We start from the raw sequence: 12,172 nt of genomic DNA on the forward strand, positions 1-12,172 counted from the left end.
AGAATGTCCTTATCAAGATGTTCAGATCGGGCGATCCTCGATCTCTGGCACCCTATTGGCGCCATCGCCGAAATTTTGTCTGGCGGCGTTCAGGACACTGTATTGCTTGAGGAGCGTCTGAGGTTCGAGGTCGGGTCCGACGGTCAAGCGGTGGTCTGGCGTTATCGGCGTGATTTGCTTCGTGCCGATCAGGTTTCGCCTGCCGATAGGCTTCCTGCGAGAAGCGCATATGGTTACGTCTGGACTTCGCTCGGATCTCCGCCTCCGAACCTTTTCTCCATTCCAGAATATGCTGAGCCTGACCGTCGCAATATGAACGCTGCAACAGTTGGCGTCCATGTCTCAGCGCCGCGTGCAATCGAGAATTTTTTGGATATGGGGCACTTCCCGTATGTCCACACGGACATCCTCGGCGCGGAACCCCATACCGAGGTCAAAGAATATGACGTGGAGATCTCGGTCGAGCGCGACGAGATCCTGGCTACGCGTTGCCGCTTCTACCAGCCTATGGCCTCTACTGCTTCCTCTGGCGGCGCGGATGTAGAGTATATCTATCGCGTGCCGCATCCTTATTGCTCAGTTCTGTACAAATCGAGCCCAGTCGACATGAGCCGGCTAGATGTGATTGCGGTTTTCATGCAAGCGACGGATCAGGAGCATGTACGTGCACACATGCTCATGAGTGTCCTCGACAAAAACAATGAGGACAAAATAATCAAGCGGTTCCAGCAGACGATATTCGGCCAGGACAAGCCGATCCTTGAGAACCAGGTGCCAAAGCGCCTGCCGCTGGACCCGCGCGCTGAAACACCGATCCGGGCCGACAAGTCGGCCATCGCCTATCGGCGTTGGCTTAGCCAGAAGGGCGTCACCTACGGCGTCATCCCGGTCGCGGCCTGACAAGATTTTTGGAGACGACGAATGTTGCAAGAAGCCAGGAACCGGTGGCACCCAATTGCCGCTTCCCATGATTTGCCCCACCGCCACGTTTTCCATGGCCAGTTGCTTGGCCGGGAATTTGCTGTCTGGCGCGCCGATGACGGTTACGTCAACATCTGGGAGAACCGCTGCCTGCACCGTGGCGTAAGGCTGTCGATCGGTATCAATGACGGGCATGAACTGAAGTGCCAGTACCATGGCTGGCGCTATTCGAATCGCACCGCCGGCTGTACCTATATTCCGGCGCATCCCGCCGACGCACCGGCCCGCACCATCACCAACCGCACCTTCCCGGCCGTGGAGCGTTATGGGCTTGTCTGGTCCTCGGAGGAGCCGCAAGGGGAAGTTCCAGATGTCACTTGGCTGTCGGAGGGCAAGTTGCTCGCCTTGCGCGGCATTCCGGTCAATGCGCCTGCCGACAAGGTCGTGGAAACGCTGAGGGCCTATCGTTTCCAACCCAGTGAGGCCCTCGAGGGTGACAGTGCCGAGATCGTCGTGGAAGCCGAGCAGGATTTTGCCGTGGCGCTGCGCTCGAGTGACGGTAGCGAGGAGACGCATGGCGTCTTCTTCGTTCAACCCGTCGATTCCAACCGCTCGGTCATTCGCGGCGTGCTCGACGGAGAAAGCGAGGGAGCGACGCGCATCGCCATTCTGCGCCATCACAACGAGCGGCTTGGTAAGTTGCGTGATGCGGTGGAGCGCGAGGCGGCAAAGTCGATCGCGCCCGCGCCGCTCGAGCCCATTTACGAACGAGTGTCGGCCGAACTCGCCGAGATGCCGGAGTTGACGACGCATGGTCGCAAGGCGGCGCTGCGCGTCACGGTGGCGCGGAAATGGCAGACCGCTGACGGGATCGCCGCCTTTGAACTTCGCCCGATCAAGGGCATCCTGCCGACGTTCCAGCCTGGGGCGCATATCGACGTTCACATGCCCAATGGCGAGGTCCGACAATATTCGATCACCAACGGTCCCGGCGAAACCGATGGTTTCACCATCGGCGTCAAACTGGAAAGGGATTCGAAGGGCGGCTCGAAATGCATGCACGAGGCCGTGCGTGAAGGCGATGTGCTGGCGATTTCAGAGCCACGCAACAACTTCCCGCTGCGCCGCGATGCGATCAAGACGCTTTTTGTTGCCGGCGGCATCGGCATCACACCGCTGCTGGCCATGGCGCAGGCGCTGAAGAACCAGGATTTGACGCATGAGCTTCACTACTTCGCGCAAGGGCAAGAGCATCTTGCTTTCGCCGATCGGCTGAAGCGGCTCGGCGATGCGCTGAAGCCGCATCTCGGGCTCTCACCCGATCAGACTGGCGCCGAGCTTCGCCAGATCCTCACTGGCTACCGGGACGGCATGCATCTCTACATTTGCGGTCCCGGTCCGATGCTGGAGGCCGCGCGCAATATCGCGGCGGAGCAGGGTTGGCCCGACAGTGCTGTGCATTTCGAGTATTTCAAGAACACCAACAAGATCGACGACAGTTCGAGTTTCGAGGTGGCGCTGGCGCGGTCCTGTGTCACGCTCCAGGTGCCGGCCGGGAAAACCATCCTGCAGGTCATGCGCGAGAGCGGTATCGACGTGCCATCCTCCTGCGAGCAAGGCGCCTGCGGCACCTGCATAGCCACTGTAATCGAAGGTGAGCCGGACCATCAGGACGTGTATCTCAACGACGACGAGCGCAAGTCCGGGACGAAGATAATGACCTGCGTCTCGCGCGCCAAGTCGGCCCGACTCGTTCTGGATATCTAGGAGCCGCCAATGATCTCGCTTTACGACTACGAACTGTCTGGCAACTGCTACAAATTGCGGCTCCTGATGAGCTTCCTCGGCGTCGACTACAAGACGGTGCCGATCGACTTCTATCCCGGTCGCGAGCACAAGTCAGAGGCGTTCCTGAAGCTCAACCCGCTCGGCCAGTTGCCGGTCATCGACGACGACGGGATGATCCTGCGCGATGCCCAGGCCATCCTCGTCTATCTCGCGTCGAAATACGATCCGTCGGGCAAATGGTATCCGAGGGACAACCCGGCCCTTCTTGGCGAGATCAGCCAGTGGTTGGCTTTCGCCGACGGCATCACCTCGACGGCGTCCGCCGCCCGCCTGCACGATGCGCTATTCTACGACTTCGACATCGACGCCGCCCGAGCAGGCGCGCACAGGCTGTTCCGCGTACTCGACGAGCATCTCTGGTTCGGCGAACAGGAAGGCCGCGAGTGGATCTGCTCAGGCGCGCATCCGACGATCGCCGATATCGCGTGCTTTCCCTATATCATGCTGTCGGAGGACGGGGGCATTCCGCGTCAGGATTACCCCGCGATCCGTCGCTGGTGCGATCGCGTAAAACGCATCAAAGGTTTCATCGTGATGTCGGGCGTGTTCCCTGCCGGACCGGCCAAGGCAGCTTAAGCACGTCAAGATAATCCAGCCGGGTGTGGACCGGCGAGACATTGGGAGAAAAAAGAATGAAAACCCGCGCCGCAGTCGCTGTCGCCGCCGGAAAGCCGCTTGAGATCATGGAGGTCGACCTCGAGGGTCCGCGCGAAGGCGAGGTGCTGGTCGAGATCAAGGCGACGGGCATCTGCCACACCGACGAGTTCACGCTGTCGGGCGCCGATCCCGAAGGCCTGTTTCCGGCCATCCTCGGCCATGAAGGTGCCGGAGTCGTCGTCGATGTCGGCAAGGGCGTCACCTCGCTCAAGAAGGGCGACCATGTCATCCCGCTCTACACGCCCGAATGCCGGCAGTGCCCGTCCTGCCTGTCGCGCAAGACCAATCTGTGCACGGCGATCCGCGCCACGCAGGGCCAGGGCCTGATGCCCGACGGCTCGTCGCGCTTCTCGATCGGCAAGGACAAGATCTTCCACTACATGGGCTGCTCGACCTTCTCCAACTTCACCGTGCTGCCCGAGATCGCGCTGGCCAAGGTCAATCCAGACGCGCCCTTCGACAAGATCTGCTACATCGGCTGCGGCGTCACCACCGGCATCGGTGCGGTCATCAACACGGCCAAGGTCGAGATCGGCGCGACAGCCGTGGTGTTCGGCCTTGGCGGCATCGGCCTGAATGTCATCCAGGGGCTGCGGCTTGCCGGCGCCGACATGATCATCGGCGTTGACCTGAACAACGACAAGAAGGCCTGGGGCGGAAAGTTCGGCATGACGCATTTCGTCAATCCGAAGGAGATCGACGGCGATGTCGTGCCACACCTCGTCAACATGACCAAGCGCGGCGCCGACCAGATAGGCGGCGCCGACTACACGTTCGACTGCACCGGCAACACGAAGGTGATGCGCCAGGCGCTGGAAGCCTCGCATCGCGGCTGGGGCAAGTCGGTCGTCATCGGCGTTGCCGGCGCCGGCCAGGAGATCTCGACACGGCCGTTCCAGCTGGTCACCGGCCGCACCTGGATGGGCACCGCCTTTGGCGGCGCGCGCGGCCGCACCGACGTGCCGAAGATCGTCGACTGGTACATGGACGGCAAGATCCAGATCGATCCGATGATCACCCACACGCTGAAGCTCGAGGACATCAACAGGGGTTTTGACCTCATGCATGCCGGTGAGAGCATCCGCAGCGTGGTGGTTTACTGATCGGTTTCAGCCATACGCCGTGCTGAAGGCCTGTGTTCCCAAACTACTGCCTCCCCAGCATCGGCGTGAGACCGGCGGCACGGGCATTCCGGAATGCTCGCGTCGCCGGTCGATCAAATCTGGCCGCATCCCGGAGAGATGGGATGCCCGATGCCTTGGACAGCGACCGTGTTGCCGTGTTTCAGTGCCGGAGAGGACGTACATGTCACAGTCTTTGAAAATCATCTCCACTGCCAAGTCATATGGCGGTATCCAGGGCGTCTATTCGCACGTATCCGAGGTCTGCGCCTGCGACATGACTTTCGCTGTCTTCGTGCCGCCCCAGGCCAAGGACGGCCGAGTGCCGGTTCTGTGGTACCTGTCGGGACTGACCTGCACGCATGCCAACGTCATGGACAAGGGCGAGTATCGCCGTCTGGCCGCCGAGCTGGGTCTGGCCATCGTCTGCCCCGACACCAGCCCGCGCGGCGTCGATGTTCCGGACGAGAAGGACAATTGGCAGTTCGGCTACGGCGCCGGCTTCTATGTCGACGCGACCGAGCAGCCCTATGCGAAGAACTATCGCATGTATTCCTATGTCGTCGACGAATTGCCGGCACTTGTCGCTGCCAATTTTCCGGTCGATATGTCGCGCCAGTCCATCTTCGGCCATTCGATGGGCGGCCATGGCGCGCTGACGATCGCGCTAAAGAACCCCGACCGGTTCAAGAGCTGTTCGGCATTCGCGCCGATCGTGCAACCCACGACGGCCGGCTGGTCGCGCCTGGCCTTCGAGAAATATCTCGGACCTGACGAGAAAAACTGGCGCGCCTATGACGCGACGCTTCTGATCGAGGACGGTAAGCGCTTCCGGGAGTTCCTCGTCGACCAGGGCAGCGCTGACGACTTCCTACAAGACGGTCTTTGTCCGTGGTTGCTAGAAGAAGCCTGCAAAGAGGCGAGCATCTCGCTCACAATGCGCATGCGCGACGGCTACGACCATTCCTACAATTTCATCTCGACCTTCATGGACGATCATCTGAGGTGGCATGCCGAACGGTGTTCATGAAGACCAGAGGCCAGGATGACACAACCAGAATCCCTCGCCAGCGAATGTCAGGCACGCTTATGGTGCGTGGCGCTAATTACAGACAATCAGAATCGTATCCTGTTGACCCGGCGGGGAAAGGGCGCCGATGCGGCTCGGTGGGGACTCCCAAGTGGGTCAGTCGGGCGGATGGAGCCGGCCGTTCTAGCCATTGTCAGGGTACTTCATCAAACGCTTGGCCTATTGATCTGGCCACATCGTATAGTGGCGGTTTCAGACGAAATAGATCAAGTCACCGATGTGAGCAGGTTTTCCGTTATCTATTCTGCGACGATTGTCTCCGGCGAGCCGAAGATCTTCGACACAATGGCGATGTGCGAGTTTGGCTGGTTCAAGCGATCAGCGCTTCCGACGCTGCTCACAGCGGCAACCATCGACGCTATAGAAAGCAGGAACTGTATCCTGGCGGACGCCCAATCTCGCACCGAAAATGGCGGTCAATAGCGACACCTTGTGCTTGTCGAGGATCGAGCGCATTTGCCTCTCAGCTGGCGGTGACCCCCCCGCGAAGTCTGAATCGGAGGGGTCGGACGACGCAATGGTCGTCCGGCAAGGGCTTGGACAGATTTCACTAAAGCAGTGCGGCAGAACATGTCATGAGCGTCCAGACTATCGCGAGAGTTCAGCCTTACCAAGGAGATGCTAGTTTTGCTGAGCCTGCAGCCACAAGTCGCGTATTTAGATTTTATCTCTTGCCCGACTTCTCCCTCCAGGCGTTCTCGTCCGCGCTGGAGGTCCTAAGGCTGGCGAACGAGGTAATCGGGCAGGACGCATACAGCTGGCGGGTCATATCGAATGATGGCGAGCCTGTTGCTTCCAACTGCGGCCTGTTTGTCAGTGCGGACACCTCACTTCCGTTCGAACGTAACAGGACCCGCTGCTCAAGTTCGATTGCCGTCGTCGTTGTGGGCAGCGGCCATGCCACGCCAGATCCAAACAAGCAGCTCGATGCTTGGCTAAGAGAGAGCTGCAGCCGCCGTGGATGCTTGGCAGGAATAGGTGGTGGGACCGTCGTGCTGGCGCGCGCCGGGCTCGCACAGGGGCGGCGTTGCTCCGTTCATTGGGAGCAATTTCCCGTGTTCGCCGAACGATTCCCGGGTGTCTTAGCCGTCCAGACGACGTTCGAGCACGATGGCGACCTGCACACTTGTCCTGGAGGGGACGCGCCGTTTGACATGTTCCTTAGTCTGGTTGAAAGCGACTACGGAAGCTTGGTTGTGAGTCATATTTGCCAAAAGGCAGTCGCATGTCGCGTCCGCTCGGCCGGCGACCGACAACGTCTGCCCAATCACTCGCGTGTCCGGCTGAACCATAAGGCGGTGATCAAGGCCATCGATTTGATGGAGTCAACCATTGACCAGCCCGTGCAGGTGGAGAAGCTCGCGGCGTCCGCAGGGCTGTCACGCCGCCAGCTGGAACGGCTATTCAGGCGGGAATTGGGATGTACGCCGAATCGGTATTACTTGGAGCTTCGATTGGAGCGCGCAAACTTGTTACTCACCAGTTCTCGTCTACCGATTGTTGAAATTGCGATGGCTTGTGGTTTTGTCTCGGCTTCGCATTTCTCCAAAGCATATCGAGATACCTATGGACGCGCGCCGCACCAATCGCGCTTGCTACCGGTAAGAATGTCTCTTATGGCGCCTATCGCGCAGAAAAATACAACCGCCTTGCGGCGCTTAAAAGCCGCATCGATCCCTCAAATCTCTTCCAGCTGAAGCAGAATATTGAACCGAAGCCTTCACTCGTTACGCCTCGGTAAGTCCGCTTATCCCGCCGATGCGGGCAAGTTGCTGGGTAGTGCGGTGGCCTAGGCATCGTGTGGTTATATCAGCAGCAACTTTTGCCTATTCCTCATTCTCATAAATGGCCTAGACCATAACGTAGATGCATCGTTCCGGCATTCTTGTTTCAGCGGCAATCCGAGTTTTCCGTGAGAAAACAGGAGAGTGCTATGAAGTTCAAGATCGTCGGAATGCTGGGCTCACTGGCAATCCTTTCCTGCCCCGGTTCTTTCGCGGAAGCAGGCGGATGGGGGCGGGGACCCATCTGGGGCCAGGCAAAAAAACGCCGGAAGCGCCTATAAGTACGTCGTCAAGCCGGTTGTGAAAGACGTCGTCATTCCCATTGGGACCGGCATTCTGAATCTTGGCAGTGCCGGAGTTGCGCAGAGCTCCGGCCTTCGGGAAAATAATGGCGGCGAGGCCGACCCCACGGTGGAATCGGATGGGGACGAAGACAGCACTGGCGCTCCGGCAGTGGCAACGCCTTCGGTGGAGACCCCCGAACAGCTGGTCCCGAATCCTCTACTCCAATCCCCCGAACAGCGGCAGGCAGAGATGCAGCGTCGGTGGAATTCATGTGGGAGCGCGCGAACAGAGCACTCGGTCCCACGATAGAGAACCGGTCACCCGCTTCTTGCGGCATGGACTGCCCGGTTATCACGGATCATCCGATCAATGACGGGCCAGACCCGCGGGAAGAAAAGTCCGCCGAGCCTTGTCCTCAGCGGGGTGCGCTTCCGCTTGCGGGATGCGCAACCTGTTTTGCGGAAGATTTTACGACCGAGATTTCGCGTGTTCGTGCTTACAAAGAGCTTACATTTCCATTTGGCAAGGCCGTGTAAGCAAAAGGCGCCTGGAAAGGCGCCTCTTAATTGCTTGATTTCCCGAAGGAAACTGGAGCGGGTGAAGCGATTCGAACGCTCGACCCCAACCTTGGCAAGGTTGTGCTCTACCCCTGAGCTACACCCGCTCACACGGCGTCTTGGCCGCAAGCCGGGCCTATATGGCTGAAGACCGCGGCGATTGCAACAGGGAAATAGCAGGCTTTTTGCAACCTTCCGAGCGATGCCGGCAAACCGCCCGCGACGCGCCGATTTCATCGCCGCTGGCGCGACGGTCTTGTGTCGGCCGCCGCATTGGCCGTAAACGGCAAGGCCGAGAAACCGAAGAAGAAGAGACCCATGCCGAAGACCGAAGCTGACCTGATGGCCTTTCTTGCCGAACTCGGCATCGCGGTTTCGACGATACGCCACCCGCCGCTCTATACGGTTGCCGATTCGCAGGCGCTGCGCGGGGAGATCGCCGGCGGGCACACCAAGAACCTGTTCCTGAAGGACAAGAAGGACAATTTCTTCCTGGTCACCGTCGGCGAGGACGCGGTCGTCGATCTCAAGCAGATACACCAGCTGATCGGCGCCGCCAGCCGGGTTTCGTTCGGCAAGCCCGAAATGCTGATGGAGCTTCTGGGGGTCACGCCGGGGGCGGTCACGGTGTTCGGCATCGTCAACGACAGGGAAAACCGGGTCAAACTGGTGCTCGACAAGGATCTGATGGACCATTCCGTCATCAATGCGCATCCACTGACCAACGAGGCGACGACATCGATCGCGGCCGCCGATCTCATCAGATTCGTCGAGGCAACCGGGCATGATGCTGCTATCTTGAAAGTCTCGGCATGATCGCCACATGGGTGGCAAAGCCGATTTCCAATTGAGACAGGGCGCCGGGCCACGGGCCGGCCGCGCGACCGAAAGGGTGACGAGATGAGCGACAACAATCCGTTTGGCGGATCATTCGGAAACAAGGGCGGCCAGTATGCCACCACGGTGCAGTATGGCGGAACCGAGCCCAAAGCCGGATTCGGCGAGACGTCCGCGCCCCCAGCTGCCGGCCCCACCGCCGGCCCCACCACCGGCCCCACCACCGGCGATGTCATCAAGGACACGACGACCGCGGCCTTTGCAACCGACGTCATCCAGGAATCGCGCCGCCAGCCGGTGCTGGTCGATTTCTGGGCGCCGTGGTGCGGACCTTGCAAGCAGCTCACTCCGCAGCTGGAAAAGGCGGTCAAGGCCGCCGGCGGCAGGGTCAAGCTGGTCAAGATGAACATCGACGACCATCCCTCGATCGCCGGCCAGCTCGGCATCCAGTCGATACCGGCGGTCATCGCCTTCAAGGACGGCCAGCCGGTCGACGGCTTCATGGGCGCCATTCCCGAAAGCCAGATCAACGAATTCATCACCAAGGTCGGCGGCAAGGGCAATGGCGCGCCGCCGGTGGCCGAGGCCCTGGCCGCGGCGGCGGAGGCGCGCGACGCCGGCGACATGCAGACCGCGGCCGACATCTACGATGCCATCCTGGCGCAGGCGCCGGAAACGGTCGAGGCGATTGGCGGGCTGGGCGACCTGCTGTTCGAGGCCGGCGACACCGAGGGTGCCGAGGCGCTCCTGGCAACGGCGCCGGAGGCTAAGAAGGACGCACCGCCGCTGGCTGCCCTGCGCGCCAAGATCGCGCTGGCCGCGCAGGCGGCGGCGCTGGGCAATCCGGCCGAGTTCGAGCGGCGGCTTGCGGAAAACCCCAAGGACCATCAGGCCCGTTTCGACCTGGCCATGATCCAGAACGCCATGGGCGATCGCACGGCGGCCGCCGACAATCTGCTGGCCATCATCAAGGCCGACCGGAGCTGGAACGAGGATGGCGCCAGGACGCAGTTGCTGCAGCTGTTCGAGGCCTGGGGCATGACCGACGAGGCGACGCTTGCCGCACGCCGCAAATTGTCGGCATTGCTGTTTTCCTGAGCCGGTTACGGTTGTTTTGTCGCAAGGGCTTGTGGCGCCAGGCCTGTGCGCCAGATAGGACAAGGCAGGATTGACGCTTCGCAAGGGAAGCGATCGGAGGAACGAGGTGCAAGCGGGAAACGCGCATTACCGGCTCGCCAAGGATCTGCCATCGACGATCCCGCTCTTTCCGCTCGAAGGCGCGCTGCTGCTGCCGGGCGGCCGCATGCCGCTTAACATCTTCGAGCCGCGCTACCTGCAGATGGTGGACGAGGCGGTCGCCGGCTCGCGGCTCGTCGGCGTCATCCAGCCCGGCCTCAATGGCGCATTGCGCGAGGATGGCGAGCCGGAGCTTTGCAACGTCGGCTGCATCGGTCGCATCATCGCCTTTTCCGAGACCGGCGACGGCCGCTACCTGATCTCGCTGCAAGGCGTGTGCCGGTTCCGCGTCGCCCACGAGCTGACGGTCAAGACGCCGTTCCGCCAGGCGAAGCCGGCGCCCTTCCTCGCCGATCTTGACGAGGAGCAGGCGGCTGATGAAATCGACCGGCCGGCGCTGCTCAGAGCCTTTCGCGCCTATCTGCAGGCCAATGACTTGGAAGCCGACTGGGAGAGCGTCAGCCGTGCCGAAAACGCCATGCTGGTCAACGCGCTGTCGATGATGGCGCCCTATGGACCGGCCGAGAAGCAGGCATTGCTCGAGGCCGCGGACCTGAAAACCAGGGCCGAAACGCTGATTGCCATCACCGAGATGACGCTGGCGCGCGAGAATGAGGATTTTGGCTCGAGCCTGCAGTAGGAATGCGACGATATCCAGCCGGCCTGCAATGACGGCCTGACCGATCTCGACAGATCCTGACATGCTGGCTGACATCCAGGGCGTGAAACCGGAAGAGGACCCAATGACGGATGGGCGCGACGGAAAGAAGGCCAATGTTGACCCGAAGCTGCTCGAACTCCTGGCCTGCCCGCTGACCAAGGGGCCGCTGGCCTGGGACCCCGAGCGCGGCGAGCTGGTTTCGCGGGTCGCCAAGCTCGCTTATCCGGTGCGCGACGGCATCCCGATCATGCTGCCCTCGGAAGCGCGGGTGCTCTCGGCCGAGGATGTGCTGTCGCCGCCACGGCCAGGTGGGCCGAATTGAGGTGGCGCGGAGCCATCCGCTCCGCTTCAACCATATACGTGTACAAACCAAGGGACATCAGGTCTTCGCGACGTCGCCTCAGCTCGGCCTGGCCAGTGCCTTGTCGATCTGCGGCAGCAGAAGCTCCCTGGCGGACTCTGGCGTCAGCGGGCCGACATGCTTGTAGGCTATCTTGCCATCCTTGCCGATGACGAAGGTTTCCGGCACGCCATAGACACCCCAGTCGATCGCCGTGCGGCCGGCTTCGTCGACGCCGATTGCCTGGAACGGATTGCCAAGGTCGCCGAGGAAGCGGCGGGCGTTTTCCGGCCGGTCCTTATAATTCAGCGCCGCCATCGCGAACCTTTTGTCCTGCGCCAGCGCCAGCAGCACTGGGTGCTCTTCCCGACATGGTGCGCACCAGGACGCAAACACGTTGACCAGCGTGACCTTGCCGGCGAAGGCTTTCGAATCGAGCCCGGGCAGATTGCTGCCCTCCAGGGGCGGCAAGTTGGTTTGTGGTGCCGGCAGGCCGATGAGCGCCGACGGCACTTCCGAGACATCGCGTCCCGACAAGAGCTGCGACAGGAACAGTCCGGCCAGTCCGAGGAAGACCAGCAGCGGCAAAAATACGAACAGGCGGCGACGGGCCGGCGTTTCCGTCCCTGTGCTCATGACTTGGCTGCCTTGTCGGAACGGCGGCGCACGCCGGCCGCCTCGAGTTCGGCGAGTTCGCGCTTGCGCGCCCGCTGGTCGATGAGGATCCAGCCGATCAGCCCGGCCAGTGCCACGGCGGTGATCGTGTAGGCCGCCGCGACGTAGAGCGCATGCGCGCTCATGCGCGCCGCTCCATCGCCGCGTCTCGTTCCAGCCG

Annotated in this window: 13 protein-coding genes, 1 tRNA gene and 1 pseudogene; 12 read left to right on the plus strand and 3 right to left on the minus strand. The window is 61.3% G+C overall.

All coding sequences use genetic code 11. The features are described from left to right. The first annotated feature begins 3 nt into the window (after nucleotides 1-3). The 8 genes and pseudogenes from MESAU_RS04705 to MESAU_RS32360 all read left to right on the plus strand — a co-directional run. Nucleotides 4-900, plus strand: a complete 897-nt coding sequence (locus MESAU_RS04705; RefSeq protein WP_015314910.1) for an aromatic ring-hydroxylating oxygenase subunit alpha — start codon at nucleotides 4-6, stop codon at nucleotides 898-900. A gap of 21 nt (nucleotides 901-921) precedes the next feature. After that, nucleotides 922-2,688 carry a Rieske 2Fe-2S domain-containing protein gene (locus MESAU_RS04710; RefSeq protein ID WP_015314911.1) on the plus strand — a complete coding sequence of 589 codons (1,767 nt, stop codon included), beginning with the start codon at nucleotides 922-924 and terminating at the stop codon, nucleotides 2,686-2,688. Between the two features lie 9 nt (nucleotides 2,689-2,697). After that, complete coding sequence (locus MESAU_RS04715; RefSeq protein WP_015314912.1) at nucleotides 2,698-3,345, plus strand: glutathione S-transferase family protein; 648 nt, start codon at nucleotides 2,698-2,700, stop codon at nucleotides 3,343-3,345. 56 nt (nucleotides 3,346-3,401) lie between these two features. Then, nucleotides 3,402-4,529: an S-(hydroxymethyl)glutathione dehydrogenase/class III alcohol dehydrogenase gene (locus tag MESAU_RS04720; RefSeq protein ID WP_015314913.1), complete on the plus strand. Its 1,128-nt coding sequence runs from the start codon at nucleotides 3,402-3,404 to the stop codon at nucleotides 4,527-4,529. A 202-nt stretch (nucleotides 4,530-4,731) separates the two neighbouring features. Next, on the plus strand, nucleotides 4,732-5,577 hold the full coding sequence (gene fghA, locus MESAU_RS04725) for an S-formylglutathione hydrolase (protein ID WP_015314914.1): 846 nt from the start codon (nucleotides 4,732-4,734) through the stop codon (nucleotides 5,575-5,577). 15 nt (nucleotides 5,578-5,592) lie between these two features. Beyond that, entirely contained in the window at nucleotides 5,593-6,060 is a 468-nt protein-coding gene (locus MESAU_RS32355; RefSeq protein ID WP_015314915.1) for an NUDIX domain-containing protein, read from the plus strand. A gap of 152 nt (nucleotides 6,061-6,212) precedes the next feature. Next, a complete protein-coding gene (locus MESAU_RS04735; protein WP_015314916.1) occupies nucleotides 6,213-7,334 on the plus strand; it encodes a GlxA family transcriptional regulator in 1,122 nt (373 codons plus the stop codon). Then, a pseudogene (locus MESAU_RS32360) lies at nucleotides 7,301-7,378 on the plus strand (hypothetical protein); the annotation flags it as partial. The gene MESAU_RS04735 and the pseudogene MESAU_RS32360, both read left to right, overlap by 34 nt. A 917-nt stretch (nucleotides 7,379-8,295) precedes the next feature. On the opposite strand, the gene MESAU_RS04740 reads toward MESAU_RS32360, so the two are convergent. Beyond that, nucleotides 8,296-8,370, minus strand: a tRNA-Gly gene (locus MESAU_RS04740). Nucleotides 8,371-8,581: 211 nt separating this feature from the next. On the opposite strand from MESAU_RS04740, the gene MESAU_RS04745 reads away from it, so the two are divergent. The 4 genes from MESAU_RS04745 (at nucleotide 8,582) to MESAU_RS04760 (ending at nucleotide 11,319) form a co-directional block, all read left to right on the plus strand. Then, the gene (locus MESAU_RS04745) at nucleotides 8,582-9,079 is read left to right on the plus strand and encodes a prolyl-tRNA synthetase associated domain-containing protein (protein ID WP_015314918.1); all 498 of its coding nucleotides are present in this window, start codon (nucleotides 8,582-8,584) and stop codon (nucleotides 9,077-9,079) included. Nucleotides 9,080-9,163: 84 nt separating this feature from the next. Further along, nucleotides 9,164-10,198 carry a thioredoxin gene (trxA, locus tag MESAU_RS04750; protein ID WP_015314919.1) on the plus strand — a complete coding sequence of 345 codons (1,035 nt, stop codon included), beginning with the start codon at nucleotides 9,164-9,166 and terminating at the stop codon, nucleotides 10,196-10,198. 106 nt (nucleotides 10,199-10,304) lie between these two features. Then, nucleotides 10,305-10,976, plus strand: coding sequence for an LON peptidase substrate-binding domain-containing protein (locus tag MESAU_RS04755; RefSeq protein ID WP_015314920.1), 672 nt, complete (start codon nucleotides 10,305-10,307; stop codon nucleotides 10,974-10,976). 103 nt (nucleotides 10,977-11,079) lie between these two features. Continuing rightward, complete coding sequence (locus tag MESAU_RS04760; RefSeq protein WP_015314921.1) at nucleotides 11,080-11,319, plus strand: Trm112 family protein; 240 nt, start codon at nucleotides 11,080-11,082, stop codon at nucleotides 11,317-11,319. 78 nt (nucleotides 11,320-11,397) lie between these two features. On the opposite strand, the gene MESAU_RS04765 is transcribed toward MESAU_RS04760, so the two are convergent. After that, nucleotides 11,398-11,973: a DsbE family thiol:disulfide interchange protein gene (locus MESAU_RS04765; protein ID WP_015314922.1), complete on the minus strand. Its 576-nt coding sequence runs from the start codon at nucleotides 11,971-11,973 to the stop codon at nucleotides 11,398-11,400. Next, nucleotides 11,970-12,137, minus strand: a complete 168-nt coding sequence (ccmD, locus tag MESAU_RS04770; protein WP_015314923.1) for a heme exporter protein CcmD — start codon at nucleotides 12,135-12,137, stop codon at nucleotides 11,970-11,972. Before ccmD ends, MESAU_RS04765 begins: the two co-directional genes overlap by 4 nt. Nucleotides 12,138-12,172: the final 35 nt, after the last annotated feature.

Origin of the sequence: Mesorhizobium australicum WSM2073, assembly GCF_000230995.2 — a bacterium.
Taxonomy (GTDB): Bacteria; Pseudomonadota; Alphaproteobacteria; order Rhizobiales; family Rhizobiaceae; genus Mesorhizobium; species Mesorhizobium australicum.

Bases quoted from the DNA above. Each gene is read 5' to 3' on its own strand.
- MESAU_RS04745 (WP_015314918.1), top strand. From the start codon at position 8,582: ATGCCGAAGACCGAAGCTGACCTGATGGCCTTTCTTGCCGAACTCGGC.
- trxA (WP_015314919.1), top strand. From the start codon at position 9,164: ATGAGCGACAACAATCCGTTTGGCGGATCATTCGGAAACAAGGGCGGC.
- MESAU_RS04710 (WP_015314911.1), top strand. From the start codon at position 922: ATGTTGCAAGAAGCCAGGAACCGGTGGCACCCAATTGCCGCTTCCCAT.
- fghA (WP_015314914.1), top strand. From the start codon at position 4,732: ATGTCACAGTCTTTGAAAATCATCTCCACTGCCAAGTCATATGGCGGT.
- MESAU_RS04765 (WP_015314922.1), bottom strand. From the start codon at position 11,973: ATGAGCACAGGGACGGAAACGCCGGCCCGTCGCCGCCTGTTCGTATTT.
- MESAU_RS04760 (WP_015314921.1), top strand. From the start codon at position 11,080: ATGACGGATGGGCGCGACGGAAAGAAGGCCAATGTTGACCCGAAGCTG.
- MESAU_RS32355 (WP_015314915.1), top strand. From the start codon at position 5,593: ATGACACAACCAGAATCCCTCGCCAGCGAATGTCAGGCACGCTTATGG.
- MESAU_RS04715 (WP_015314912.1), top strand. From the start codon at position 2,698: ATGATCTCGCTTTACGACTACGAACTGTCTGGCAACTGCTACAAATTG.
- MESAU_RS04735 (WP_015314916.1), top strand. From the start codon at position 6,213: ATGAGCGTCCAGACTATCGCGAGAGTTCAGCCTTACCAAGGAGATGCT.
- MESAU_RS04720 (WP_015314913.1), top strand. From the start codon at position 3,402: ATGAAAACCCGCGCCGCAGTCGCTGTCGCCGCCGGAAAGCCGCTTGAG.
- ccmD (WP_015314923.1), bottom strand. From the start codon at position 12,137: ATGAGCGCGCATGCGCTCTACGTCGCGGCGGCCTACACGATCACCGCC.
- MESAU_RS04705 (WP_015314910.1), top strand. From the start codon at position 4: ATGTCCTTATCAAGATGTTCAGATCGGGCGATCCTCGATCTCTGGCAC.